General features: G+C 67.4%; 25 protein-coding genes and 1 pseudogene. 12 read left to right on the top strand and 14 right to left on the bottom strand.

The genetic code is table 11. The features are described from left to right. Positions 1–262: 262 nt before the first annotated feature. Positions 263–2,719 carry a right-handed parallel beta-helix repeat-containing protein gene (locus ACX80L_RS11230; RefSeq protein ID WP_459289720.1) on the top strand — a complete coding sequence of 819 codons (2,457 nt, stop codon included), beginning with the start codon at positions 263–265 and terminating at the stop codon, positions 2,717–2,719. 55 nt (positions 2,720–2,774) lie between these two features. Here ACX80L_RS11230 and ACX80L_RS11225 read toward each other — a convergent pair whose 3' ends face one another. The 3 genes from ACX80L_RS11225 to ACX80L_RS11215 all read right to left on the bottom strand — a co-directional run bounded on the left by ACX80L_RS11225 (position 2,775) and on the right by ACX80L_RS11215 (position 5,686). Beyond that, positions 2,775–3,701, bottom strand: coding sequence for a cation diffusion facilitator family transporter (locus ACX80L_RS11225; protein WP_459289718.1), 927 nt, complete (start codon positions 3,699–3,701; stop codon positions 2,775–2,777). Continuing rightward, entirely contained in the window at positions 3,698–4,075 is a 378-nt protein-coding gene (locus tag ACX80L_RS11220) for an ArsR/SmtB family transcription factor (RefSeq protein WP_459289716.1), read from the bottom strand. The genes ACX80L_RS11225 and ACX80L_RS11220 overlap by 4 nt, the downstream gene beginning before the upstream one ends. Before the next feature lie 126 nt (positions 4,076–4,201). Next, entirely contained in the window at positions 4,202–5,686 is a 1,485-nt protein-coding gene (locus ACX80L_RS11215; RefSeq protein WP_459289714.1) for an MFS transporter, read from the bottom strand. A 216-nt stretch (positions 5,687–5,902) separates the two neighbouring features. Between ACX80L_RS11215 and ACX80L_RS11210 the strand changes: the two genes are divergently transcribed. Further along, positions 5,903–6,442 carry a M23 family metallopeptidase gene (locus tag ACX80L_RS11210; protein WP_459289712.1) on the top strand — a complete coding sequence of 180 codons (540 nt, stop codon included), beginning with the start codon at positions 5,903–5,905 and terminating at the stop codon, positions 6,440–6,442. A gap of 31 nt (positions 6,443–6,473) precedes the next feature. On the opposite strand, the gene ACX80L_RS11205 is transcribed toward ACX80L_RS11210, so the two are convergent. The 3 genes from ACX80L_RS11205 to ACX80L_RS11195 all read right to left on the bottom strand — a co-directional run bounded on the left by ACX80L_RS11205 (position 6,474) and on the right by ACX80L_RS11195 (position 8,321). Next, positions 6,474–7,319, bottom strand: coding sequence for an HNH endonuclease (locus tag ACX80L_RS11205; protein WP_459289710.1), 846 nt, complete (start codon positions 7,317–7,319; stop codon positions 6,474–6,476). A gap of 68 nt (positions 7,320–7,387) precedes the next feature. Further along, complete coding sequence (locus ACX80L_RS11200; protein ID WP_459289708.1) at positions 7,388–7,777, bottom strand: hypothetical protein; 390 nt, start codon at positions 7,775–7,777, stop codon at positions 7,388–7,390. 190 nt (positions 7,778–7,967) lie between these two features. Beyond that, positions 7,968–8,321 (bottom strand): hypothetical protein, encoded by a 354-nt coding sequence (locus tag ACX80L_RS11195; protein WP_133081743.1) that lies wholly within the window; start codon positions 8,319–8,321, stop codon positions 7,968–7,970. Positions 8,322–8,506: 185 nt separating this feature from the next. Between ACX80L_RS11195 and ACX80L_RS11190 the strand changes: the two genes are divergently transcribed. Both ACX80L_RS11190 and ACX80L_RS11185 read left to right on the top strand, forming a co-directional pair. After that, a complete protein-coding gene (locus ACX80L_RS11190) occupies positions 8,507–9,646 on the top strand; it encodes an App1 family protein (protein ID WP_459289706.1) in 1,140 nt (379 codons plus the stop codon). Positions 9,647–9,767: 121 nt separating this feature from the next. Further along, on the top strand, positions 9,768–10,670 hold the full coding sequence (locus ACX80L_RS11185) for a methylenetetrahydrofolate reductase (RefSeq protein WP_459289704.1): 903 nt from the start codon (positions 9,768–9,770) through the stop codon (positions 10,668–10,670). Between the two features lie 49 nt (positions 10,671–10,719). Here the strand turns inward: ACX80L_RS11185 and ACX80L_RS11180 are convergent, their stop codons facing one another. Further along, a complete protein-coding gene (locus ACX80L_RS11180) occupies positions 10,720–11,757 on the bottom strand; it encodes an SDR family oxidoreductase (protein ID WP_459289702.1) in 1,038 nt (345 codons plus the stop codon). Positions 11,758–11,851: 94 nt separating this feature from the next. Next, entirely contained in the window at positions 11,852–12,805 is a 954-nt protein-coding gene (locus ACX80L_RS11175) for a LysR family transcriptional regulator (protein ID WP_133081747.1), read from the bottom strand. Positions 12,806–13,087: 282 nt separating this feature from the next. Here ACX80L_RS11175 and ACX80L_RS11170 point away from each other — a divergent pair, with 282 nt between their 5' ends. The 7 genes from ACX80L_RS11170 to ACX80L_RS11140 all read left to right on the top strand — a co-directional run bounded on the left by ACX80L_RS11170 (position 13,088) and on the right by ACX80L_RS11140 (position 20,668). Further along, complete coding sequence (locus tag ACX80L_RS11170) at positions 13,088–14,368, top strand: class I SAM-dependent methyltransferase (protein ID WP_459289700.1); 1,281 nt, start codon at positions 13,088–13,090, stop codon at positions 14,366–14,368. Positions 14,369–14,884: 516 nt separating this feature from the next. Next, positions 14,885–15,130, top strand: a complete 246-nt coding sequence (gene nrdH, locus ACX80L_RS11165) for a glutaredoxin-like protein NrdH (RefSeq protein ID WP_133081749.1) — start codon at positions 14,885–14,887, stop codon at positions 15,128–15,130. 39 nt (positions 15,131–15,169) lie between these two features. After that, positions 15,170–15,643 (top strand): class Ib ribonucleoside-diphosphate reductase assembly flavoprotein NrdI, encoded by a 474-nt coding sequence (gene nrdI / locus ACX80L_RS11160; protein ID WP_459289698.1) that lies wholly within the window; start codon positions 15,170–15,172, stop codon positions 15,641–15,643. Beyond that, entirely contained in the window at positions 15,640–17,799 is a 2,160-nt protein-coding gene (gene nrdE, locus ACX80L_RS11155) for a class 1b ribonucleoside-diphosphate reductase subunit alpha (RefSeq protein ID WP_459289696.1), read from the top strand. Before nrdI ends, nrdE begins: the two co-directional genes overlap by 4 nt. A 96-nt stretch (positions 17,800–17,895) precedes the next feature. Further along, positions 17,896–18,870, top strand: a complete 975-nt coding sequence (gene nrdF / locus ACX80L_RS11150) for a class 1b ribonucleoside-diphosphate reductase subunit beta (protein WP_459289694.1) — start codon at positions 17,896–17,898, stop codon at positions 18,868–18,870. 236 nt (positions 18,871–19,106) lie between these two features. After that, entirely contained in the window at positions 19,107–19,721 is a 615-nt protein-coding gene (locus ACX80L_RS11145) for an ankyrin repeat domain-containing protein (RefSeq protein ID WP_459289692.1), read from the top strand. A gap of 215 nt (positions 19,722–19,936) precedes the next feature. After that, positions 19,937–20,668: a DinB family protein gene (locus tag ACX80L_RS11140; protein ID WP_459289690.1), complete on the top strand. Its 732-nt coding sequence runs from the start codon at positions 19,937–19,939 to the stop codon at positions 20,666–20,668. 141 nt (positions 20,669–20,809) lie between these two features. On the opposite strand, the pseudogene ACX80L_RS11135 reads toward ACX80L_RS11140, so the two are convergent. The 3 genes and pseudogenes from ACX80L_RS11135 to ACX80L_RS11125 all read right to left on the bottom strand — a co-directional run. After that, a pseudogene (locus ACX80L_RS11135) lies at positions 20,810–21,052 on the bottom strand (helix-turn-helix transcriptional regulator); the annotation flags it as partial. Positions 21,053–21,129: 77 nt separating this feature from the next. Then, the gene (locus tag ACX80L_RS11130; protein WP_459289688.1) at positions 21,130–21,876 is read right to left on the bottom strand and encodes a GAF domain-containing protein; all 747 of its coding nucleotides are present in this window, start codon (positions 21,874–21,876) and stop codon (positions 21,130–21,132) included. Next, positions 21,876–22,076: a hypothetical protein gene (locus ACX80L_RS11125; protein WP_459289686.1), complete on the bottom strand. Its 201-nt coding sequence runs from the start codon at positions 22,074–22,076 to the stop codon at positions 21,876–21,878. Before ACX80L_RS11125 ends, ACX80L_RS11130 begins: the two co-directional genes overlap by 1 nt. A gap of 307 nt (positions 22,077–22,383) precedes the next feature. On the opposite strand from ACX80L_RS11125, the gene ACX80L_RS11120 reads away from it, so the two are divergent. Next, entirely contained in the window at positions 22,384–22,914 is a 531-nt protein-coding gene (locus ACX80L_RS11120; RefSeq protein ID WP_208740312.1) for a sigma-70 family RNA polymerase sigma factor, read from the top strand. Between the two features lie 39 nt (positions 22,915–22,953). On the opposite strand, the gene ACX80L_RS11115 is transcribed toward ACX80L_RS11120, so the two are convergent. From ACX80L_RS11115 to ACX80L_RS11105, 3 genes are all read right to left on the bottom strand, one after another. Beyond that, positions 22,954–23,910: a carbohydrate ABC transporter permease gene (locus tag ACX80L_RS11115; RefSeq protein WP_459289684.1), complete on the bottom strand. Its 957-nt coding sequence runs from the start codon at positions 23,908–23,910 to the stop codon at positions 22,954–22,956. Continuing rightward, entirely contained in the window at positions 23,907–24,863 is a 957-nt protein-coding gene (locus tag ACX80L_RS11110) for a carbohydrate ABC transporter permease (RefSeq protein ID WP_208740310.1), read from the bottom strand. The genes ACX80L_RS11115 and ACX80L_RS11110 overlap by 4 nt, the downstream gene beginning before the upstream one ends. A 63-nt stretch (positions 24,864–24,926) precedes the next feature. Further along, positions 24,927–26,321: an ABC transporter substrate-binding protein gene (locus ACX80L_RS11105; protein ID WP_459289681.1), complete on the bottom strand. Its 1,395-nt coding sequence runs from the start codon at positions 26,319–26,321 to the stop codon at positions 24,927–24,929. Positions 26,322–26,501: the final 180 nt, after the last annotated feature.

Genomic DNA, 26,501 nt, shown 5'->3' with positions numbered 1-26,501 from the left:
GTGGCACGAGCCGGTGTTCGCCGGCGCTCCTCCGGACGAGCACGCACGTGCGACCGTTTCGCATGAGGAGGCCGGCCCTGGATCGGCTGCCCGGCGTCATGGTACCCGTCCGGTCCTCTGGTAACCGGGTCCCGACGGATCCTAACGACGGCGCCGCGCGTTCCGATAGTAGGCCGCACACAGGCATGACAGGCCCCGGGGTCGCCCCGGTCTGGACAGGGCCCGGACTGCAGACGCCATCTGCCCGTACGAAGGACCGAGATTGTTCACGAACCACCTCCGCCGATCCGTGGCGGCCGCTGCTGTCACGGCCGCCGTTCTGCCCCTGCTCGCAGGGGTGGCGCTGCCGGCCACGGCGGCGACGACCGTCTGCACGCCGATGACGCAGAGCGTCCACCAGAGCATCAACCCCACGTCCGGGGCTTCCCTGCTGACCACGTCGTCGACCGAGGTGACCAGCGCGGCCACCAGGAACGGCTTCACCGACAAGCGCGGTGTCGTCTTCAAGGTCTCCCCGGCGGCGAGGCCCGGACTGGTGCCCGTCCATCGGATGTACAAGGGTGGTGACTTCCTGTTCGTCGCCGATACTGCCGGCGTCGGTGAGTACGAGAACGCACAGACCAGGTACGGGTATGTCAGCCAGAAGATCGAGTTCTACGCCTCCGCGACGAAGGTCGGCTGCGGGCTCGAGGTGCGCCGCTACCAGAAGGGCGCCCTCCACCGTTTCTCCGCATCACCGGCGGACCAGGCGAAGCTCAAGGCCGCCGGCTGGAAGGACGAAGGCGCCAAGTTCTGGGCGCAGACCGCCGTCGCTCCGGCACCTGGTCCGGCCCTCACCGCGGCTCCGGTGCCCGCGCCGACGACCGCTGCCCCTGCACCGGTCGTGACCCCGACGCCCGCGGCGTCGCCGACACCGGTGCCGACCCCGGTCCCGACGGTGGCTCCTACGCCCTCCCCGTCACCGTCCCCGACTCCGGTCGTTCCCGCCCCGGCCCCGGCACCTGTCGTTCCGGCTCCCGCACCTGCTCCTGTCGTCCCCGCTCCGGTCGCAGTCGCGGCGTCCGGTTCCGCCCCCGTCGGCACGACGTCGTACCCCGTCCCCGCGGACGCGATCTTCGTCGCCGGGAACGGGAGCGACACGGCGCGCGGCACGCAGGACGCACCGCTCAAGACGATCAAGGGCGCGGTCACGAAGGCCGTCAGCGGGCAGACCATCGTCCTCCGCGCCGGTTCGTACCTCGAAGCGGTCAAGATCCCGTCCACCAAGCGCATCACGCTCCAGGCGTTCCCTCACGAGGAGGTGTGGCTCGACGGCAGCGTCCCGGTCTCCGGTTTCACGCCCGAGGGGAGGGTCTTCGTCGTCGACGGCTGGACGGCCGAGTTCGACGCGAGCCCGACGTACACCTGGGGCAGCGCCGACGGCACCCAGCCGGGCTGGTCCTTCGTCAACCCCAGCCGCCCCATGGCCGCGCACCCGGACCAGGTGTGGATCGACGGCACGGCCCAGCGCCAGGTGAGATCCCTCGCCGACCTGACCGCCGGCTCTTTCTACGTCGACTACGGCGCTGACCGCCTCTTCCTAGGATCGGACCCCGCCGGCAGGCAGGTCAGGGCCGGTTCGATCGCCAAGGCTATCTCGGTGCAGTCCGCCGGCTCGGAGCTCAAGGGCATCGGTGTCCGCCGCTTCTCACCCTCCGTGCCGCACATGGCCGCAGTGACCCTGGAGAGCAGCAACATCGCGGTCGAGAACGTCGTCATCGAGCAGACCTCCACGACCGGACTCGCGGTATCCGGGACGGACGTCCGCCTGAAGGGCATCACGCTCACGCAGAACGGCATGCTCGGCGCGTCCGCGACGTACGCCGACCGGTTGTCGGCAACCAACCTCAAGGTGACGGACAACAACACCGAGGGTTTCAACAGTGCACCGGTGGCGGGTGGCTTCAAGATCGGCCGCACCCGGACCGTGCAGGTCCAGGACAGCACGTTCACCGCGAACAACGGCACCGGACTCTGGTTCGACGAGTCCGTGGTCGATCTCACCGCGTCCGGGAACAGGATCACCGGGAACAGCGGCCACGGGATCTCGGTCGAGATCTCAGCCCGTGCCGTCGTCGCCGGGAACGTCGTCGCCGGGAACAAGGGCCACGGCCTGAAGATCAACAACACCAGCGACGTCGAGGTCTGGAACAACTCGTTCATCAGCAACGGGCGACCCGTCAATATCGTCCAGGACGCACGACGCGCCGCGGACCGCGGCACACCGGGCCACGACCCTCGCCAGGCGTTCCCTGATCCGACGATGTCCTGGATCAACGGTCCGGTGACCGTCCGCAACAACGTGATCAGCGGTACCATCGGCAATTGCCTGCTGTGCGTCGAGGACTACTCGGGCCAGTTCTCGGCGGAAGCCATGGGCGTGACGACGGCGGGCAACGTCCTGCACCGCGCGACGGTGTCCGCTCCCACCTGGCTCGTGGTCTGGTCGCGGGGCGCCGGCAACCCGGCCGTCTTCGCGACCCTCGACACGTTCAGGGCCGCGACGGGACAGGGGAGGAGTGACACGGAACTGACCGGGGGAGCCGTCGCCGACCCCGCCACCTTCCGCGTGAGTGACAGCGCGCGATCGGCGGCCGTCGCCCAGCCGCTTCCCGCCCGGATCGCCGGCCTCCTGCGGCTTCCGTCAGGGACGTTGCTGACCGGACCCGCCGCCGGCTGACGCACGTCCGGCCGCTGCCACCATCGACGCCGGGACCTGACGGCGGGCCCGGGCGTCAGCAGTGGTTGTGGCGGCCCGAGGCGGGCTCGAGCTGCAGGGTGGAGTGGCGGATGTCGAAGTGGTCGCCGATGCACGTGTTGAGGTCGCTGAGGATCCGGGGGGCGGATCCGTTGTCGAAGGCGTCGTCGTCGACCTGTACGTGCGCGGTGAGTGCGGGCAGGCCCGAGGTGATGGTCCAGGCGTGCAGATCCTCCACGAGCACCACGCCCGGGACCTCCTCCATGTGTCGGCGCACTTCGGCCAGGTCGGTGTCACTGGGGGTGGCCTCCAGCAGGACGAGCACCACGGCTTTGAGCAGGCCGTAGGCGCGCGGGAGGATCAGCAGGCCGATGGCGATGCCGGCCAGTCCGTCCGCCGCCAGGAACCCGGTGGACCAGATGACCAGGGCGGCGACGATCACCGCGGCGGAGCCCAGCAGGTCACCCAGCACTTCGAGGTAGGCGCCGCGGACATTGAGGCTCTTCTTCTGCCCGCCCGCCAGCAGGCGCAGGGCGACGATGTTCGCGACCAGGCCGAGTGCGGCCGCCACCAGCATGACCGGTGCGTCGACGTCGGCCGGGCCCAGGGCCCGCCTGGTTCCCTCGATGAGCATCAGGACCCCGATGACAGCGACGACCAGGCCATTCACGAGGGCGGCGAGGATCTCCACGCGCTTCCACCCGAAGGTGCGGCGCTCGGTCCCGGGTCGGGCCGCCAGGCCCGTGGCGACGATCGCGATCGCCAGACCCGCCGAGTCGCTGAGCATGTGTCCGGCATCGGCCAGCAGTGACACCGATCCGGACGCGAGTGCGCCGACGACCTCGATCAGCATCACCGATACGGTGATGGCGAGTGCCCCGATCAGCCGTCGCCGGTGGGATCCGCCGGCGGTCGGAGCAGTGCTGATCCCATGGCTGTGGCCGTGGCTGTGGCTGCCACTCATCGCCCACCGCCCGGCAGGCGGGCGGAGTCCCGGTCCGTCCCTGATGCCGCATGGTGGTCGAGCGGATCCTGGTCCGGTCCGTGCGGATCGATCAGGCGTTCGCCGGCGTGCAGGAGTCCATCGAGGCCGGAGGTGGCCAGCCGGTACAGGGTCGCACGACCGTCAGGGGCCGCCTCGACGAGGCCGGCACCCTTGAGGACCGCCAGATGGGCCGACACCGTGGACTGGGCCAGGCCGAGATGCGCGGAGAGCTCGCCCACCCGGTGCGGGCCGTCCGCCAGGCAGTGCACCAGGGACAGCCGGGCAGGCTCGGCCAGCGCACGGAACAACCGCGCGACCGCGTCATGCTGGTGCAGATCGTAATTCATCGCCATTCGACGATTATATCGGTATCGATCGATCGGAAGGAAGCGTCAGGTCCGTCTGCGGCCTCGACGGCCGGGATGGTCGGAGTTCCGCCTGTCCCGTGCCGGAGCGCTTTGCTCCACGCCGGAACCCGACTACTCCTGCGACGGTTCCGCACCCTCGGCGGTCGTCCGGGCATACGATTCCGAGACCCGGCGGTAGACAGGCGTCAGGAACGCCAGCACCGCGGCCGCGATGATGATGATCCCCGCCACCAGGAACACGAGGGCGATGCCCCGGGAGGTGCCCTCGCCCAGCAGGGGGGCGAGGTGCGAGCCGCCCTCGGCCGATCGTGCATAGGGGATGATCCAGAACTGCGCGATCGGCGCGATCAGGAACGCGGTGACGGGTGCTGCCGCCGATTCGAACGCCATGGCGAATCCGAATACACGCCCCTGCCGCTGCAGGGGGACCACCCGCTGGATGACCGTCTGCTCGGCGGCCTCCACGAAGGGGACCAGGACGAGGTAGAGCCAGATGCCGGCGACGTACAGCCACGCCCACTCGCGCACCGTGAAGGCCGCACCGACGATCCCCATCAGGACGACGGCGATGAGCATGGTGCGCAGCGGGTTGGCTCCGAGGCCGAACTTGCCGATCAGGGCGCCGCCCACCAGGAACCCGGTGGCGCCGACCGCGAACCAGGTCCCCCACAGCTCCACGGGGAACAGCTCCAGCCCGTAGGGGTCCATCAGGGCCATGTAGACGCCGCCCACGAAGTTGTTGAACGTGGAGAACAGGATCAGCGCGAACAGTCCGGAGATGGCCAGGACGGCAGCGAAGGAGCCACGCAGGTCGAAGCCGCCGTGGGCGTCCGTCGCGGCCGCGCGCACCTCTTCGGGCATGCGCAGCGTGAGCAGGTGCGCGAACGCAAGAGCCGTGAGCACAAGGGCGACGACGATGGTCCAGCCCATGCCGATCAGCCCGACCGACAACCCGGAGAGCACCGAGGTCACGATGAACATGAGTCCCTGCACCATGCCCACCAGCCCGTTGGCGTTGGCCCGCCGGTCCGGTTCGATGAGGATGGTGACCGTGGTGGCGAGGGCGATGTTCCGCATGTTCTCGACGACGGCACCGATCAGGATGATCAGGGTGAAGGCCCAGAACCACGGCTGTCGCAGATCCAGCAGGGTGGCGGCGGGCGTCAGCAGGAACATCCCTCCGGACAGCACGAACATCACCAGCGTGAAGCCAGCGGCGAAGCGCATCACGGCCAGCTTGCGGTAGCGGTCCACGAAGGTGCCGAAGCTGATGCTGGAGAGGGCGATCAACAGCATGTAGGCACCGCCGATCACTCCGGTGGCGATCACGTTGCGGGTCTGCAGGTAGGCCCAGAACGTGAGGGCGAACCACAGGTAACTGGTCGTGATGTTCGCGACCCCGGTGTTCACCAGGATGCGCAGAAAAGTGCGGGACCGCTCCGCCGGACTGCGGACGGACGTGTGGAGCGACTCGCTGTCGGGCCGGTCCTCGGAGTCGCCGGGCTGCCGAAAAGGGACGGCGACGTCCTCGGAGAGGCCCGTGCTGCCATGCGGAACCGCAGCGGCCCCCGGCGGGACCGGTTCCTGCCCGGTCATGCGCCCCAGTGTACTGAGAATGAACCGGGACGGGAACGCTTGCCGCAGGGCAGGATGGACGTATCGGATGGACGTATCGGGACGACGAAGGAGGACCGTGCTGTGGCGCCGAATGCCCCGGAGCAGCATCCCGTCCTTCTGCGATATCCCCTCCGGGGCCTCCTCTTGGTCCGCAACAGCCCGGCCCGGAGGGTACCCAGTCACGGCACCGATCGGATGGGGACCACCTACGCCATCGACCTCGTGCCCGTCGATGCTCGCCACCGTACGGCCCGTTGGGGCTGGCGCGCGCTCGTCGCGACGGAACCGCCGGAGGACTTCTTCGGGTTCGGGGTCCCGGTACTGGCACCCTGCACGGGCGTCGTCGTCGTCGCCCACGACGGCGAGAGTGACCACGAGGCCCGCCGGTCGCAGCTCCACCTGCTCGCCTACGCGCTGGGCCAACCGCGCCGTCTCCGGGACGGTGCGGGTGCGATCGCTGGCAATCACGTCGTCATCGCCCTCGCCGCGGGCGGCCCCTTCGTGCTCGTCGCCCATCTGCGCCAGGGTTCGCTCGCTGTCCGGCGCGGCGACCGGGTGACCGCCGGTGCCCTGGTCGGGGCGTGCGGGAACTCCGGGAACAGCACACAACCGCATGTGCACGTCCAGGCGACCGACAGCATCGACTGGCCGCTCGCCCGTGGCCTGCCCATCGCCTTCGAGGGCGCCGCGGGTCCGGAACTCCCCGCCGAATACCGGATCGTCGTCGTCCCCTGAGCCGGTCATCGGTCGACGCGCGGTAGCGGGGTCAGGTGCCGAGGATCCGCGCCGCAGCCGCCTCGGACTCGAGTTGTTCCGGGGTGAGCACCGATCCGCGCAGGAATCCCGCCCCACGCAGCATCGTCCTGATGTCCTCGACGCCGTAGGGCTCGGGCCAGCGGCTGTGGGCCACGACGTGGCAGGTGGGGCACAGGGGTATGAGGTCGACGAGGGGGTCGACCTCATACCCGGCCTCGAGGTGCGCGTGCGGCGTGATGTGGTGGACCTGCATCACCGCGGGGCCCTCGATCCCGTAGACCTGTTCGGGATCCAGCCCGCACGCATGGCATACAGAACCCCGGTGGGCCATCGCGACGCGCCGCAGGTCCTGGTCCCGCTCGAACCCGTTGACCGGCACGCGTCGGACGGCCGACGCGGGCAGGGCGCCGGGGACCGGGTCGAGGGACGCGGGGTCCGCGGGGTTGGCCTCCGCCCACAGCATCCGGACGGCGAGTTCCGCCGGACCGTCGATGAATCGCACCGGGGGTTCTCCGGTGCGGAGATCCGGTAGCCGTCCGGCGACGTCGGCACATGGCACCTGGTCGCCGCTGGGCAGCAGGAGGTCGAGATCGACGTCGATCTCCACCGACCCGGCCTCCGAGCACGTCGGAAAGCGGATTGCGGCAAGGATCCCGTGCCCGATCAGGCCGTGCTGGGCGGGACGCGCGCCCACCGCGAGCAGCCATACGTCCAGGCCCTCGACAAGGGCGGGGTCGCCCGGCACCTGCCACTCCTGCCGGACGACGCCGGTCCTCCGGACCGTTTCGACGTCCGCCGCGTAGACGCCGGTCCACCCCGGCTGCCCGGGGTCCCACCCGATGATCAGTGCCGCCATGCCATCGAGTGTGCCACGACCGGGCGCCCGGACGGGTCCGGAGGACGGCCGGGGTGGTTCGTCGGGCGTCAGGCCCGCAGCAACCAACGGACCGCGGCGTCCCGGTCCAGGAAGAATCGGGTCTTCGTCGCCGATCTGACCATGAACGCCATGAGGACGCGGTCGACGTCGTCGTACCCGAGGATGGCGATCCGTGCTGGATGCTCGTAGGCGAGGACGAGCTCCCTCGCTGCCCAGGTGACCTCCCGAAGGGCGGAGACCTCGACCAGCAGGGGAAGACCGCCGCGGCCGGATGCGGCGATCGCCGATCCCGCGACCGTGATGTCCTCCCGGTCGATGACGATCCGCGGCTGCCAGCGCAGGCAGAGCATGAAGGGCAGGGCGGTCACCGAGAGCCGCCTCTCGCCGGTCCTGCCCGGTGCCTGGTCCGTGCATCGGGGCATCACGTGTGTATCCATATCGGGTAACCGCCTCAGGCGACCTCGGAGCGGCAACTCACAGTACTGTCGGGCATCTCGGCCGGGCCGCTCGCCGGCGGCAGCCCGCGCAGGAGCACGCCGACCGACATGCATTCGGACCTGCATCCCGGACGGATGGGTCACGGGACGAAAGACTTTCGGATCCGTCGGCAGCGCTCCCCGACGGAGGTCAGAGGTTCCAGGCGGGCCGGCCGTCCCACACACCATGGGCGTCGAACGTGGCGATGATGGCGCGAACTCCGGGGGCGAGGACCGGCAGGCCGTCATCGACGGCGGTCAGCGGACCGTAATGCCGCAGCTGCGCCATCTCGTTGGCGAAATGCAACGCCCTCGCATGATCGGTCGTGAGCCCCACACCACCCGCCGCGACGGCTTCCAGCGCGGCCTGGGCCTTCCCGAAGAGGACGGCATGGGCCAGGTCGAGGGCGGTGGTACCCGGGTCCTCGGCGGCCGACGCGTCCCAGGCCCGCAGAGCGGCGTCCTCCTTCAGGCGCACCCCTGCGTCGTCCCAACTGTTCGCCACGTCGTCCCCCGATGATCGTCCCGTCCCTCGAGATCCCAGCGTCGCAGGCGTGGTTCCGGGCGACAAGCCGGCCGCAACCTGGATGCGAAGTTGTTAGCGGCCCGTGACCTGTGCAGCCGACGCGGATCGTACGCGTTCGCGCCGCAGGGTCGTGGGCCACATCCGCTCGTGCCAGACTGGTGGGCATGTGTCCACGCCCCGCGGAGCCTCACGACCCATCAGCCGACGCCGAGAACAGCAGTACGACGCCGTCCGGACCGGAGGGACGCCACCTCGCCGTCCGCCTCGACGACGCCTGGCTGAGGCTGCAGACGCGCCTCGCCGTCCGGCGCGGCCGGGTCGAGACCGTCATCCCCTACACCGGGTACGGCACGACGTCGTGGGTCCGGGTACTGGCGCGCGTCGTCCTCAGCGATCCGAGGGACACCGGGCACGGCGCGGACGACGGCCCCCTGAAGCCGATCAAGGAGGGCATGCGCGGCTGGCGCAACTTCACGAATGCTCCGGTGGCCCACGCCGTCGTGCACGTGACCATCGACGGCGTCTTGCATGACGTCACGGCGGACCGCGGCGGCATCGTCGACGCTCGCATCCCGGTGGACCTCGAGGCGGGCTGGCACACCATCTCGCTCCACTCCGGTGCCTCCAGGGTCGTCGAAGCCCCGATGCGCGTGGTGGCGGACGGGACGGACTTCGGCGTCGTCTCCGACATCGACGACACCGTGATGGTGACCGCGTTGCCGCGCCCGTTCCTGGCGGCCTGGAACACCTTCGTGCTCGATGAGCACGCACGCATGCCGACGCCGGGCATGGCCGTGCTGTACGAGCGGATCGTGAGGACGCTGCCGTCGGCGCCGGTGCTCTATCTCTCGACCGGTGCCTGGAACGTCGCGCCGACCCTCTCCCGTTTCCTCTCCCGCAATCTCTATCCTGCCGGGCCCAAGCTCCTGACCGATTGGGGGCCCACCCGCGATCGCTGGTTCCGCAGCGGCCAGGAACACAAGCGGACGTCGCTCGAGCGGTTGGCCGAGGAGTTCCCCGGCGTGAAGTGGCTGCTGGTGGGCGACGACGGCCAGCATGACGAGGCGATCTACTCGGAGTTCGCGCAGCGCCATCCGCAGAACGTCCGCGCCATCGCGATCCGTCAGTTGTCGGTCGGAGAGGCGGTGCTCGCGGGTGGCCGCTCGAAGGCCGGGGTGCCGACGACACCGGGGATCCCGTGGATCTACGCTCCCGACGGAGCAGGTATGTCGGCAAAGCTGGAGGAACTCGGCATCATCCGGAGCGAAGTGCGCTCGGCGGACGTGCCCGAGGAAGCGGACTGACCCCGCCCCTCCGGGCATCGTCCTGATCCCGGCGGGCCGGGGACCCGCCGTCCTGCACACGCCGCCTCCGTCGCCCGAACTCGCCGCACCCAGAGGACGACACGTACGGGAAGGAATCCAGATGCCGCCTGCCACGTATCCGGCGCTGTCCTACGAGCTGTATCCGCCGCGGAACGCGGCGGCGGAGGACGCGCTGTGGACGACCATCCGCCGCCTCGAGCGCACCCGCCCCGACTTCGTGTCGGTCACGTACGGCGCGGCCGGCAGCAACCGGGAGACCGCGGTCGATCTCCTGCGGCGGCTGCTCACCGAGACCACGCTGAAACCGCTGGCCCACCTGACCTCCGTCGGCAGCAGCCGTGCCGAACTGACCGAGATCGTCGAACGGCTCATCGGCGGTGGGGTCCGGGGGATTCTCGCCCTCCGCGGTGACACGCCCGAGGGGTCCGAGGGACAGCCGGGCGAGGTAGAGCACGCCGATCAACTCGTCCGCCTGATCCGCGAGGTCGAGGCGCAGCGGACCGCACATCTCGCCGCCGGCAAGGTGTCCGTGGGAGTGGCGGCGTACGCCACGCGGCACCCCGACTCGCCGAGCGTGAAGCAGGACATCGAGGTGCTCCTGGCCAAGGAGGCGGCGGGCGCGGATTTCGCCATCACCCAGGTCTTCTTCCACTCCTCGGACTACGCGGGGCTCGTGGCCCGTGCCCGTCGGGCCGGTGTCACCATCCCGATCATCCCCGGCGTCATGCCGATGACGAGCTCCCGCCGGCTGAAGAAGCTCGGCGGACTCGCGGGGATCGACGTCGACGAGGGACTCCAGGCGCGGCTCGACGGCGCCCGGACCGACGACGAGCGTCGTCGGGTCGGCGTCGCCGCCACCGTCGAACTCGCGCGGGCGGCGCTCGACGACGGCGCTCCCGGCCTTCATCTCTATACCTTCAACGAGCACTCCGCCGCGCTCGACGTGCTCGACGCCCTGGACCTCGAACGACCCCCGGAAGCCGGTCTCGCCGCTTCCCTGTGACCGGCCACCCGCACCCCCGGGGCTACGGCGCCCCCTGCCCGTTCGACGTTCAGGAGGGTCTGGCGACGGCCCGGCCCGCGGCGGCGATGGCCCCCGTCACCGCTGGAGCCGCCGACTTCAGCGTGTCGGCGAAGACGACGGCACCCGCTCCCGCGAGGACGGTACCGAGGACCAGGCGTTGCGCGGTGCGGCGTCTTCCGCTCCATCCGCCCGTGACCGCCGCATTCGCGGGATCGAGCGAGGGGCCGTACAGGTTCCCGGTCGAGTCCTCCGCCGGTTCCGTCCTGGACAGGTGGGTGTGCTCCACCTGGTGCGCCATCAGCTTCTCCATCCGCCCCGGCATGAGGCGGTGCTGCCGCACCATCGACCGGCCGATCCGCCCGACGGCGACTTCGCGGGTCGGCACCTCGACGACGTCGAGGATCGTCTTCGCGACGCGATCCGGGCTGTAGACCGGAGGCATGGCCACGGCGCGTCGGCCCGTGTAGTTGGCCGCGTGGTTGAAGAACGGGGTGTCGATGGTCGGCGGAAGGACCGTGCACACGTGGATGTGCTTCTTCCGGTCCAGCGTCAGCTCGGACCGCAGGCTGACGCCGAGGGCGCGGACCGCCGCCTTCGACACCGAGTACGCGGAGGTGTAGGGCTGGGGGACCTCCCCGACGATCGAGGCCACGTTGACGAGTACGCCCGAGCCCTGGTCCTGCATCCGTTCGAGAGCCGCCCGTGCACCGTAGACGTAGCCCATGACGTTGACGTCGATCACGCGCTCGAAGTCACGCAGGGGCACCTCCAGGAACGGCGAGAAGAAGGAGACGGCGGCGTTGTTCACCCAGACGTCGATCCGCCCGAACTCCTCGACGGCCCTGCTCGCCAGCTCCTGCACGGCGTCGTGATCCGAGGTGTCGGTGGGGACCGCGACGGCGCGGGAGCCGAGCGCCGTGCACTCGGCGACGAGCGATTCGAGTGCCTCCACACGTCTGCTCGCGAGGACGAGGCTCGTCCTGCGGCGGGCGAACCGGAGCGCGGTCGCGCGACCGATGCCGCTCGCCGCCCCGGTGATGACGACAACGCTGTTCTTGATCCGCATGGGGGTCCTCCTCGGACGCTGTGGAAGCCCGCGGGCCGGCGCCCACGCCTGCCCCGACGGTACGGACGGCGCGAGGGCGCATGCAATACGGGATTCAGCGGCCCGAGGTGGGTGCGTATCCGGGCGCCGTGTGCTTCGGGCCGATGCTCTGGCTCCGGAGGATCTCGGCCAGCTGGTCCATGAACAGTCGCACCCTGGCGTCGTCGGCGTCGCCGGTCCGCAGGGCGAAGATGCTGCGGGCCAGCCGGATCTCGGGAACGTCGAGGGCCACGATGCCGTCGGGCCGGTTGACCATGGCCAGTTCCGGCACCAGCGCAGCTCCCAGGCCCGCCGCGGTGAGTTCGAGGCTCGCATTGAAGTCGTCGCAGTACGCCGCGATGCGCGGATGGAGGTTGCAGCTCGCGAACAGCCGTTCGATGACCGTGGCGTCCGCCGTGCCCGGGTGGTGCATGATCCACGGCATGTCCGCGAGCTGGTCGGCGGTCACGCGGGAACCGCTGCGGATTCCCCAACTCGCCGGCAGGATGACCCGGAAGTCGTCGTCGCCGATCCATTGCCGACTGAGCGTCGAGGGCCAGGCCAGGCCGGCCTGACCGACCTGGTAGACGAGGGCGAGGTCCAGGTCTCCGCCGGTCCGCAGCCCCTGGATCGTGTGAGCGGGTTCGCCGACGAACACGCGCAGGGAGACACCCAGCCGCTGCCACTCCGGCATGCGGAGCAGCCGCGGCAGAGCGAACGTGGCGAGGCTCGGGAAGATGCCGAGCCTGAGTTCGTGCTCCGGTCCGCTGCCGGAGCGCGCCGTGGAGGCGAGCAGCGCGTCGATGTCCGTGAGCACCTTCGCCGCGTGCCGGGACATCGCGACGGCTGCGTCCGTGGGGACGGCGCTGCGGGCGGACCGGGTGAACAGCGTGGCGCCCGTGTCACGCTCGAGGGCCGACATCTGCTGCGAGACGGCGGACGCCGTGTAGCCGAGACTCGTGGCGGCCCCGCTGAACGATCCATGGCGGATCACCTCGAGCAGGGTCCGCAGGTGGATCGGGTTGACCAAGTAGCACTCTCCCGGTGGTGGGACTCCCGTCGCGAGCCAGCTCGCGTGATGTGACCCCCACCAGCGCCGCCGCCGGACGAGGCGCCCCGGGAGGACGAACGGATCCCGTCGAGCCTACCCGTGGCCACCAGCGATCTCCTGCGTTCCCGCCGTCCACGTGTCGCCGGCCGGCCTGATGTCCCAGCGTTACGTGGCGCTGGAGATCCTCGGGCAGGAGATTAGACTCTGGCGACGGCGGCTACCCACCAGCAGGGAGCGCCTGTGGACCCGGGAGGTAGTTCGATGAGCACCACAGTTGTTCCTTCGCAGGCGGACGTCGATCCGGCGGTCTGGCCGGGGATCGCCGGCGTCCCCGCCGGAGCGAGGAACAGGATCGCCGCGACGATCGCGGAGAAGATCTTCTCCGCCGCGGTGAACACCCTCCAGCTCCGGGTCATTCACGACGACGGCACCGTGCTGGGCGCGCCCGGCGGCGGACCGCGGCCGGAGATGCGCATCCACCGGCCCGCCGACTTCTACGCGAGGCTCGGGGACAACGGCCTGATCGGCCTCGGCGAGTCCTACATGGCGGAGGACTGGACGGCGTCGGACCTCACCGAGGTCCTCGAGGTCTTCGCCGAGCGTGCGGCGCACCTCGTACCCGTCCCGCTGCAGAAGCTGCGCGGTCTCTACCTGCCCAAGCCGCCCCGCCGTGAACGGAACAGCACGGCCAACACGCGCTCGAACATCTCCCGGCACTACGACCTGTCGAACGAACTCTTCGCCCTCTTCCTCGACCCGACCATGTCCTACTCGAGCGCCCTGTTCGACGCGACCGGCAAGGACCTGCTGCACGTCGAGTGGCACGAGCTCGCCGCCGCGCAGCAGCGGAAGATCGACCGCCTGCTCGACCAGGCGGACGTGGGACAGGGGACCCGTGTCCTCGAGATCGGCACCGGCTGGGGCGAACTGGCGCTCCGCGCCGCGGCCAGGGGAGCGACGGTCGTGTCCGTGACACTGTCCCGGGAGCAGAAGGAACTCGCCGAGGAGCGCATCAGGGAGGCCGGCTTCGCGGACCGCGTGCGGGTCGAGCTGAAGGACTACCGGCTGGTCGAGGGTCAGTACGACGCCGTCGTCTCGGTCGAGATGATCGAGGCCGTGGGCTACGAGTTCTGGGCCGTCTACTTCCAGACCATCGATCGGGTCCTCGCGCCGGGCGGCCGGGTCGCGGTCCAGGCCATCACGCTTCCCCACGAGCGCATGATGGCGACGCGGCGGACCTACACGTGGATCCACAAGTACATCTTCCCCGGTGGATTCATCCCGTCCGTCCGCGCGATCGAGGACGTCACCGACCGCTACACGAGCCTGAGGGTGCGTGAGCGCCTCTCGATGGGCGACCACTATGCGCAGACCCTCCGCCTCTGGGAGGAGCGTTTCCTCGCCCGGCACGACGAGGTCGCGGCCCTGGGCTTCGACGAGACCTTCGAGCGCATGTGGACGTTCTACCTCTGCTACTCGAGGGCGGGCTTCCAGGCCGGCTATCTCGACGTCCAGCAACTGATCTTCGACCGGCGTCCCTGAACGGCAGCCCCGGCCGGGCGCCCGCTCGCCGGGTGGCCTGCCGGCCCGCTCACGCGCCACACCGACAGCCGGTGCCGCTCGCCAGGAGCAGCACCGGCTGTCGCTGTACGCGCTGCGCGCACGCCTGTCCAGAGGCAATGCGACGACGTCGACCGTCGGCACGCGACACGCCGGACGAAGCGCGACACGGCAGTTTCTGCACCTGTGCGGAAGTACTCCACAGCGTGTGGAGAGATGCCTTGTGGACGCGCCGGATCGGCACGTTTCCGGGCTTTCCGGAGGGCTCCGTCTGTGGACATCGTGTGGACTACTCGCTCCCGGAATGACATACTTGTAATACATCATGTTGGGGTCTGCGCCAGCGGGCCGCACTAGATGTAGTATCGAAGGACAGAAACAACCGCTGGACGGGCATGGGCCCGGAGGCGCGGAAATCCCCGGATTTCCTTCCCCTTTCCGGGGCCGCGCGCCACCCATGACACAGCACGACAGCAGTAGAGAAAAGGGGACTTAGACATGACCGTCACGGTTTACACGAAGCCGGCTTGCGTACAGTGCAACGCCACCTACCGGGCTCTGGACAAGAAGGGCATCGCCTACCAGAGCGTCGACATCTCGCAGGATCCTGCCGCCCTCGAGCGCGTCCGCTCCATGGGCTACATGCAGGCTCCCGTCGTCATCACGGACAACGACCACTGGTCCGGATTCCGCCCCGACAAGATCGCCTCCCTCGCGGACTCCGTCGTCAGCTCGGTAGCCTGAACGGATCCTTCAGAGGGTTCCACGGGACCGGCATCGGCCATGACCGCCACCGCTGTGGACGACCGCACCACCTCCGCTGATCCGGCAGCTGCCGAGGACGGGGAGGGGCCGGTCACCGACGCCCCGTTGATCTACTTCTCGTCGGTCTCCGACAACACCCACCGCTTCGTCACGAAGCTGGGGGTCCGGGCCGCCCGCATGCCGCTGCTCACCAAGGAGCCGACCCTGCAGGCAACCCGCCCGTACGTCCTGGTCCTCCCCACTTACGGAGGGATCACCGGTAAGGGCGCGGTGCCCCGGCAGGTCGTCAAGTTCCTGAACAACGAGCAGAACCGCAGCCTCCTGAAGGGGGTCATCGGGGCGGGGAACACCAATTTCGGTGAGACCTACTGTCTTGCCGCCGACATCATCGCGGCCAAGTGCCATGTGCCGGTGCTGTACAGATTCGAAGTCATGGGCACGTCCGAGGACGTGGACCGAGTAACCAAAGGATTGGAAGAGTTTTGGACATGAGTGTTGCAGAGACGGAGACGGGCGCACCCGCTGCCGCGGCCGACCGCTTCAAGGACCTGGGCTATCACGAGCTGAACGCGATGCTCAACCTGTACGGACCGAACGGGGAGATCCAGTTCGATGCCGACCGCGAGGCTGCGCACCAGTACTTCCTGCAGCACGTGAACAACAACACGGTCTTCTTCCACGACCTCGAGGAGAAGCTCGACTACCTCGTGAAGAACGAGTACTACGAGCGCGAGACGCTCCACCAGTACACGATGAACTTCATCCGCGACCTCTTCAAGCGTGCCTACGCCAAGAAGTTCCGCTTCGAGACCTTCCTCGGCGCCTTCAAGTACTACACCTCGTACACGCTGAAGACGTTCGACGGCAAGCGCTACCTCGAGCGCTACGAGGACCGCGTCTGCATGGTCGCCCTGCACCTGGCCCGCGGCAACGAGCAGCTCGCCGAGCAGATGGTCGACGAGATCATCGACGGCCGCTTCCAGCCCGCCACCCCCACGTTCCTCAACGCCGGCAAGCGCCAGCGCGGCGAGCTCGTCTCCTGCTTCCTCCTCCGCATCGAGGACAACATGGAGTCGATCGGCCGGTCCATCAACTCGGCCCTGCAGCTCTCCAAGCGCGGCGGCGGCGTCGCCTTCGCCCTCACCAACATCCGCGAGGTCGGCGCGCCGATCAAGCAGATCGAGAACCAGTCCTCCGGCGTCATCCCCGTGATGAAGCTCCTCGAGGACAGCTTTTCCTACGCCAACCAGCTCGGCGCCCGCCAGGGTGCCGGCGCCGTGTACCTGCACGCCCACCACCCGGACATCAACCGCTTCTTGGACACCAAGCGCGAGAACGCGGACGAGAAGATCCGCATCAAGACGCTGTCCCTCGGCGTCGTGGTCCCCGACATCACGTTCGAGCTCGCCAAGCGCGACGAGGACATGTACCTGTTCTCCCCGTACGACGTCGAGCGCGTCTACGGCATGCCGTTCTCCGACATCTCGGTCACCGAGAAGTACTACGAGATGGTGGACGACGCCCGCATCAAGAAGACCAAGATCAAGGCGCGCGAGTTCTTCCAGACCCTCGCGGAGATCCAGTTCGAGTCCGGCTACCCGTACATCATGTTCGAGGACACCGTGAACCGGGCCAACCCGATCGAGGGCAAGATCATCATGTCGAACCTGTGCTCCGAGATCCTCCAGGTCTCCGAGCCCACCACGTACAACGAGGACCTGTCCTACGACTCCGTGGGCAAGGACATCTCCTGCAACCTCGGCTCGCTGAACATCGCGAAGACCATGGACTCGCCCGACTTCGGCCGGACCATCGAGACCGCGATCCGCACCCTCTCGGCCGTCTCGGACATGAGCCACATCAGCTCGGTGCCGTCGATCGCCAAGGGCAACGACGCCTCGCACGCCATCGGCCTCGGCCAGATGAACCTGCACGGCTACCTCGCCCGGGAGCGGGTCCACTACGGCTCCGAGGAGGGCCTGGACTTCACGAACATCTACTTCTACTCCGTGGTGTACCACTGCATCCGGGCGTCGAACCTGATGTCCATCGAGACCGGCCGCCGGTTCGCAGGCTTCGAGAAGTCCAAGTACGCGAGCGGGGAGTTCTTCGACACGTACACCGATCAGGTGTGGGAGCCGGCGACGCCGCGCGTCCGTGAGCTGTTCGCCGACGTGCACATCCCCACGCAGGAGGACTGGCGTGCCCTGAAGGCCTCGGTCATGGAGCACGGCATCTACAACCAGAACCTCCAGGCCGTCCCGCCCACCGGGTCCATCTCGTACATCAACAACTCGACGTCCTCCATCCACCCGGTGGCGTCGAAGATCGAGATCCGCAAGGAAGGCAAGCTGGGCCGCGTGTACTACCCGGCCCCGTACCTCACCAACGACAACCTGGAGTACTACCAGGACGCGTACGAGATCGGCTACGAGAAGATCATCGACACCTACGCCGCTGCTACGCAGCACGTGGACCAGGGCCTGTCCCTGACGCTGTTCTTCAAGGACACCGCCACCACGCGTGAGATCAACAAGTCGCAGATCTACGCCTGGCGCAAGGGCATCAAGACTGTCTACTACATCCGTCTCCGCCAGCTCGCGCTGGAGGGGACCGAGGTGGAGGGCTGCGTCAGTTGCATGCTCTAGGCAACTAAGTCGTCAGGCCGGGCATTCCGCCCGGCCTGACGCTCCAGGCTCCACTGGTATCACCGGCATTACTTACACGCAGACAAGGAACACACCATGAGCGAGAAGCTGAAGCTCGTCGACCAGGTCCAGGCCATCAACTGGAACCGCATCCAGGACGACAAGGACGTCGACGTCTGGAACCGCCTGGTGAACAACTTCTGGCTGCCCGAGAAGGTGCCGCTGTCCAACGACGTGCAGTCGTGGGCGACCCTGACGCCGGAGGAGCAGACGCTCACCATGCGCGTCTTCACCGGCCTCACCCTGCTCGACACCGTGCAGGCAACCGTCGGTGCCGTCAGCCTCATCCCCGACGCGGTCACGCCGCACGAGGAAGCCGTGCTCACGAACATCGCGTTCATGGAGTCGGTGCACGCCAAGAGCTACTCCTCGATTTTCTCCACGCTGGCCTCCACCAAGGAGATCGACGAGGCCTTCCGCTGGTCCACGGAGAACGTGAACCTGCAGAAGAAGGCGAGCATCGTCACGGACTACTACCGCGGCGATGATCCCCTCAAGCGCAAGGTCGCCTCGACGCTGCTCGAGAGCTTCCTGTTCTACTCCGGCTTCTACCTGCCGATGTACTGGTCATCGCGCGCCAAGCTCACGAACACCGCGGACCTGGTGCGCCTGATCATCCGTGACGAGGCCGTGCACGGGTACTACATCGGGTACAAGTTCCAGCGCGGGCTGGAGAGCGCGACGCCGGAGCGCCGCCAGGAGCTCAAGGACTACACGTTCGAGCTGCTCTTCGAGCTGTACGAGAACGAGGTCCAGTACACGCACGACCTGTACGACTCCGTGGGCCTGGCCGAGGACGTCAAGAAGTTCCTGCACTACAACGCCAACAAGGCGCTGATGAACCTGGGCTACGAGGCGATGTTCCCGTCGTCCGTCACCGATGTGAATCCGGCGATCCTCTCGGCGCTGTCCCCGAACGCCGACGAGAACCACGACTTCTTCTCCGGATCGGGCTCCTCGTACGTGATCGGCAAGGCCGTGAACACCGAGGACGAGGACTGGGACTTCTAACCCTCCGGCGTCGTTCGCGCGCCGGACGGTCGCACCCGGGCGGTCTCACCGCCCGGGAGATATCGACGTTGCGCTTGCGTGCGCCGGTCCTCTGGACCATGACGATGACGACCCTCCTCGCGGGCCTGGCTCTGGCCGGGTGCGCACCGGTGGACGGAGGTTCGTCTTCGTCGGAGGAGACCCGGACCGGGACGGCTACGGAGGGCCGGCCGTCCCGGTCTGGGGCTCCTCCCACGGTGCTGACCGAGCCGCCGTCGCGGCCGACCACGCCGGCCACGCCGTCGAACCCGCCGCCCGACGCGCCCCTGCCGTCAGCGACGGTGTCGCCCTTCGAGCCACCGGCGCTCTCACCCGAGGACCAGGCGGACGTCGACCGTCAGTTGATCCTTGCTGCGAAAGCGAATGATCCCACCCGGGTCCGCCAACTCATCGACGCGGGCGGGAATGTCAACGCCAAGGACGACCTCCAGGATTCCGCGTTCCTGTACGCGGGAGCGGAGGGGTTCAATGAGGTCCTGCAACTGACGCTTGCCGCTGGCGCTGACGTGCGGAGCACCAACCGATACGGGGGAACAGCCCTGATTCCGGCGAGTGAGCACGGCTATGTCGAGACGGTGAGCATCCTTATCGCCGCCGGTACCGATGTGGACCATGTCAACAACCTCGGCTGGACCGCACTTCAGGAAGCCATCCTGCTCAACGACGGTGGGCCGAACCAGGTGGAGGTGGTGCGTCAGCTCCTGGAAGCGGGAGCAGATCCCGACATCCGGGATGTCGAGGGCAGAACGGCTTTGCAGAACGCGGAGCGGCTGGGCTTCACGGCCATTGCCGACCTGCTCCGATCCTCCTGATAGGAGGTGCCGGGCCGTAGCGGAATCGATCGACCACACCGATGACGTGCTGATCCAGAGGACATCGTGCGCGACGGCTACGACTGCACGTGGGCCCGGCCCGGCGCCGTCGTAGCCTGGGCCACCAGAACACCTGCTCGCCTGTATGCCTCGAAGGATCGCGCGCTGTGTTGTCCCAGCCTCGAAGTGTCCCCGGCGGCGCTGATAATGGAGCGATGACGACCTATTCCGGCACGAAGGAATTCGAGGGCGCGACCTTCGTCAAAGCGAATTTCAAGGGGGCCACTCTGCGATTCTCCGACGTCAGTGGTGTGACGATGCGCGGTGTCGACGTGGACGGACTCGACATCGACAGTCATGACCTGTTCTTCGGCAGCCTGTTCGTCAACGGCGTTGACGTGGTGCCGCTCGTGGACGCCGAACTCAACCGGCAGTTCCCGGGCCGCGAGCTGCAGAAGGCCCGGACGCCCGAAGGCCTCCGCGAGGGGTGGATGGCGGTGCAGTCCGCGTGGCAGGAGACGGTGACGGGCACGCCGCAGGACCTGGTCGATGCCCATGTGGAGGACGAGTGGTCCCTGGCCCAGACCCTACGGCACCTCATCCTGGCGACAGACGCCTGGCTCCGCGGCGGGATCCTGCAGATACAGCAGCCGTTCCACGAACTCGGGCAGATCTTCACCGGCGCCGACCAGATGGGCTTCGACGTGTCGATCTTCCGCGCTGACCCGCCGACGTACGAGGAGATCCTCGACGTCCGGGCCGAACGACAGGGACAGGTGACCAACTTCCTGGCCACGGCTACGACGGACCTGCTCGCGGAAGAACGTGAGAACCCGTGGGGCGGCGACGACTGGCGTCCCAGCGTCGGTGACTGCATCCGCGTGATCCTGGAGGAGGAGTGGGCGCACCTGCGCTACATCCGACGTGATCTCGCTCGCATAGGCTGAGCCGGTGGTCCGCCTCCACCCGCCAGACCCCGACGAAAGGGATACCCCGCCGTCACAGCCGAACACGGAACAGTGGGGGCCAATGAGCTGGAGTTCCTGAAGTGCCTATGTGGCAACTGCGCCACCTTCAAGGGTGTGGTCTCAGCCACCCCCGAAGGCATCGCGTTGGATCTTCACCTCAACAGCACACCCAAGCCCGGCTGGCAGGACCGCGCGGTGTCGGCGGAACTCGGATGGTGTGACGCCGACCTGTCTTCTGAAGGCTGTGCTGAAGGAGTAGGCGTTGGTGTAGCCGACGCTGCGGGCGATCTGGGCGACGCTGGTGTCGGGCGTTTGCAGGAGGTCGCCGGCGGGTGTCAGGCGCCAGCGGGTGAGGTTGCTCGTCGAAGGTTCTCCGACGCTTGCCGAGGATCAAGACGCCCTTGACCGGTGCAGGAAGCGTTGGGGGTGGGGGAGCTCGGTCAGGCGGCGAGTTCGTGTTCGGTGATCTCCGCGAGGCGGCGCAGGGAGTGCTCGTCCGCGTCTGAGAAGGTGCGTGCGTGCTGGTCTATGACACAGAGGGTACCGATGATCCAGCCGTCAGGGCTTCGCAGCGGGTATCCGGCGTAGAAGCGGATGAAGGGCTCTCCGAGGACGAGCGGGTTCCACCGAAAATGTTCGTCGTGGAAGGTGTCGCGGACGATGAGTGGGGAAGGGGTCCGGATGGTGGTGTTGCAGAATGACCGGGCTCTGGGCATGTTCTGCTCCACCGGGCCGACGACCGACTTCAGGAATTGCCGTTTGTCGTCGATGAGGGTGACGATCGCGGTGCTGACCTCGAAGTGGCGTTGCGCAGTGTGGGTGATGCGGTCGAACCGTTCCTCGGGAGGTGTGTCGAGAAGGTTTGTGCGGGTGACGGCGTCGATGCGTGCTTGTTCTTGTTCTGAGTCGGAGAGTAGAAATGCGCCGGAGGCTCCGAGAGAGCGTCGTGATTGTTCGGGAGAATCGCCGGCGGTGTCTTCCGCCCGATAGGGAACCGGCAGAGCTGGTGACTTCCGGCCGAGGTCGTTCACGGTATCGGCGAGTCGATCGCTTTCGCGGGACGGGAGGTCGCCCAGGCCGCTCAGGTACTTGTTGACGGCTTCAGGGGACGCGGCGCCGCCCGAGGTGAGGTACCGGTCCGTGATGACGTCCATGGTCAGCGCCGCAGCGGCGATGGCTTGGATCATCAGCGCTCGCTGCGGTCCTCCACGCATTCCAATGCCTCCACCTGTTCTGCCTGTGCAATTCTGCTCTCGTCGGCGCTGCCTGCCCTGACAATGAACCTGCTCATTAAACCAGTACGCGCGGGCGACGGCACGTCGCCCGCTGCAGGATCGACCGCGCCCCGAACAGTATCAGTGCTTCGTACAGTCATGATGACCTGCATGGCAGGCTGGGTTGGCGCAACCGCGGTGGCCATTGTGACAGCTGAGACTGGTGTGTTCGGTGGACGTGCGTGGTGGAACAGATTACATTCAGGGCGAAGGGCGTAGCTCTTCACCTGTGGAGCGGCGGCACGAGCGCTCCGGTTCCGGTCTCAGTCAGGAAGCCCCGCCATTTCCTCCACCTCGCCTCCCTCCGTCCGTGGCTCCACTCTCGAACCGCGGAGCTCTTACCGTCCCAGCACTGCTCATCGCGGCCCGTTTCGGGGTGCGGGGGATGCATCACTGGATCTCGCTGCTGTTCTCGTCGCTGTGGGGTCCAAGGATCCGGAGGCTTTCCAGATCTTGTACGAGCAGTGCGCGCGCAGGGTCTACGGGATGGTGCGCAAGACACTGCAGAACCCCGACAGTTGCGCGGAGGTGACCCAGGAGGTGTTCCTGATGGTGTGGGAGCAGGGCGATCGCTACCGGCCGGAGCTCGGCCACCCGGTGTCCTGGCTCATGACCCTCGCGCATCGCCGAGCGGTGGACCGGCTTCGGATGGACACTACCCGCCGGGCCCGCGATGAGAAGTGGGGGCGACGCAACTGGGACACCGGCTTCGATGAGGTCGCAGAAACAGTCCTGGAACGGGAAAATTCAGCGGATGTGCAGGCCGCCATGTCCGTCCTGTCACCACTGCAGCATCAAGCCATCTCCCTGGCGTACTTCTCCCACCTGACCTACAACGAAGTGGCCGAGCACCTCGGGATCCCCGCCCCCACGGCGAAAACGCGGATCCGCGACGGAATGAGGAAACTGCGCAGGGAATTGGAGACGCAGCACGACAAGGAGCCATCCTGACCAAGGTCCACCCGGAAGGCCTGCCGGCGAGGTGCGTGATCAGCCTTTTTCTGCGCCGGCGGTCAGCCCGCCGGTGAGAAGACGTTCTGTCGAGAAGAACACGATCAGGATGGGCAACGTGAGGACCACCGAGCCCGCCATGAGGACCGTCGTGGGGATCTCCGCACTTCCGGACAGTTGGGACAAGCCCAGCGAAACGGTCCAGCTTTCACGTTTCTCCACGAGGAACAGGAGCGCGAAGAGGAACTCGTTCCACGCAATCATGAAGATAAACAGCCCGGTAGCCATGATGGAGGGTGTGATGAGAGGCAGGCTGATGCGGCGGAGCACGCCCAAGCGGCTCAGCCCGTCCACGAGACCGGCTTCCTCGACGGATACGGGAACCGTCTCGAGGTAGTTGCGCAGCATGTAGATGGCGACGGGTACTGTCTGGGCGATGTAGACCAGCACCAGGCCCACGAGAGAGCCGCGGAGTCCCAGACGAGTGAACAGGACGAACAGCGGGATGGCCATGACGATGGCAGGAAAGAGGTACGCCGCGAGAAACAGGGCGTTCACCTGACGGTGCCCGAAGAAGGGCAGACGTGCCACCGCATACGCACCGGGGACGGCGACGATCAGGGACAGGATGACTGCGCTGATGGCGACGAAGGCGCTGTTGAGCAGGAAAGTCCCGAATCCCTGGCCGCCTGCTGATACGGGGGTGAGTACCTGTTCATAGGCTCTGAGGGTGAACTCCGCGGGTGTCACGATCACGGATGCGGGGTCGCGTAGCAGTGATTCGATCGGCTTCAGCGACAGCAGGACCATGTAGTAGAACGGCAGCAGAGTCACGAGGAGGAAGCCGGCGATCACGACCCACCTCAGAACGGCGAATATCCTCCGTTCGAGTGCATAGCGGGTCGGGCGACGCCGGGGCGGTGACTGCGCCGTGCGGCTGGTCGGCACCGGGGTGCTGTGGGCGTCGGGTCGGGTCTGTGCAGCGGGTGTGCTCATAGTCGTTCTCCTCGCTTGCGCAGCAGTGCCATGTAGAGGGCGAGCATCACGATCAGGACCAGGGACAGGATGAGGGACTGTGCTGATGCCGCTCCGACATTGCGCTGCACGGTGAGGAATTCGTAGACACGGACGCTGGCAACGCCCGTACCGGCTGCTCCGCCGGTGAGCAGGAAGATGTCGTCGAATTCGTTGAACGTCCAAATGGTCCGGAGGATCGCGAGGAGGGCGATGACCGGCATGAGTTGCGGCAGGACGATGTAGCGGAAGGACTGAAGAGGTGTGGCGCCGTCCACGAGTGCCGCTTCTTCCGTCTCGGCCGACAGTGCCTCGAGTCGCGCCATCAGGAACAGGAAAGCGAACGGGAAGTACCTCCACCCTTCGAACGCGATCGCGGTCATCAGTGCGGTCGGTATCGGGAACTCCGCACCGAGGACCTCGAGGGTGCGCTGCGCTTCGGAAAGAAAGGGAATGGGCTGTGCCCACCCGAACACTGACTGCCCCGCTTCGTTGACGATGCCGAACTGCGGACTCAGCATGGTGCGCCACACGAAGGTGACGGCGACGACCGGAGCCACGTAGGGCAGGAGGAACGCTGCCCGGACGAAGGTCCTGCCTCGAAAGGGCTTGCGCACTGCTATCGCGGCGATCAGGCCCAGGGTGATGGATAGCAATACCGAGCCCGCGGTATAGACGAAGGTCGTACCAAGACTCACCCAGAGCTCGCCCGAGGCGAACACCCGTTCGAAGTTGGCCGTCGTCAGAGGCCGGAATGGACTCGCCGTACCGATTTCCAGCAGCCTCAACTGCTGGAACGCGATCAGTATGGACCACACCAGCGGCAGGACCACGACGGCGAGCACGATGAACAGGGTGGGGGACATCAGGAGGATCCCCGTGCGGGCGTCCCGTTGTGACAGCGTCCGCCGGCGGGACGTGGGAGTCGACGTCATCTCCTGCTCCTCAGCGGCAAGCCGTGGCGGACACGCGGTGCACCCATTGCGGGCCCACGATCGTCACTGGCCCAGATCGTTCTTCAGCGTCTCGGCCTCGTCCTGGGCCTGGTTCGCCGCGTCCTCGCCGCTGGTGCCCGAACTGACCATGGATGCGATGATCTGCGGGGCGATGAACTGTCCGCTGACCGCCGAGGCCAGCGCGCCCTGGCCCTGGGGGATGCCCCATCGCCTGAAACGGTCGGTGCTCTGGGTGATCTCGTCGAGCGTCTCGGCGGGATAGACCGAGGACAGCAGGGCCTTGGTGTCGACACCGGCCTCGAGTCCCTGCCACGCATCGGCGTACTCGGTCGGATTGTCAGCAGTCCCCGACCGTGCAGGGATTTTTCCTTCGGGGGCGACTGCCAACCAGTCCTGGTATCCGTCGCTCATCATGAAAGTGACCAGTTCCTGCGCGGCGGGCGATGCGTCGTTGAGGATGTTCCACGACACCACCTCGCCGTACCCGGCAGCCTCATCGCCGTCGGGACCCTTGATGGCGGTCACGATACCGGTGTTCTCGGCAAGGAAGGTGGGGTTGTCCGCGCACTGCGGGCACGTGGGCAAGGCGTCGCTGCGCAGCCCCGCGAGTTCGTCGAGGAGGAACGATGACCACACGGTCATGGCCGCTTCGCCCGCGAAGTAGCTCGCTCGTGTGGTGTCCGCGTCCTGGTTGCCCGGCACGGAATAGTCGCGCAGGAGATCCGAGTAGAAGGTGAAGGCATCCTGGCACTGGCTGCTGTCCAGCGTGACGTTGCCGTCGTCGTCCACCAATTCGCATCCGTTCGCCAGCGCGAACTGTTCGAACGTCTGCTGGGTGAACGAATCAGCGGGTGCCGTGGCGGCGACGATGCCGGCCAGGGAATCGGAGTTCAGCTCTTCGGCGGCGGCCTCTATCGCCTCATAGGAGTTCGGGACGTCGAGCCCCGCCTGGTCGAACAGATCCTGCCGGTAGAAGAGGAGTTGAGCGAATGCATCGCTGGGGACCGACAGCTGCTGGTCCTCCGACGAGGTCAGCTCGAGGGAGCGGGCGGAAAAGGTATCCGTACCGAGTTCCTCCACGACCGCTGCCGCAGCCGATGTGTCCAGCAGTCCATCGGTGAAGAGCTGATTCATCCCGTTCAGGGAGAGCGCTCCAATGACGTCCGGTAGCTCACCCGAGGCAGCCGAGGAGGACAGCACGGACGTCAATTGATCTTCCGCAATCGCGACGAGTTCCACCTGGACCCCGGACGATTCGGTGAAGCGATCCATGATGGCCTGCTGGGAAGCCACCCGGTCCGGCAGGTCTTCCGTCGTCCACACCGTCAGCGAATCAGGATCCGGAGACTCTTCCCCGGATCCTCCCGAGCACGCAGTGAGCGCCACGAGCGTCACGGCGAGGAACGAATACACACCATTGTGTCGTCGCTGCATCATGTCCTCTTCCATCCATAGATTCCGATACAACTTCTTCTCCGCCCGGTCGGCTGAACCCGTCCCGGTGGACCCCGCAAGGGGTGCGCCCATTCAACACCCAACCGTCATCGATGAAAACAGCTGCACAGGATCACGTCTGGAGTCGGCTCGAGCAGCCCTGCAGCGGACCCGTTGGCGGAG

The sequence above is a fragment of the Arthrobacter sp. MDT1-48-3 genome, from assembly GCF_054511015.1.
The sequence above is the reverse complement of the archived record's forward strand: the minus strand, read 5'-3'. Positions and strand labels throughout refer to the sequence as shown.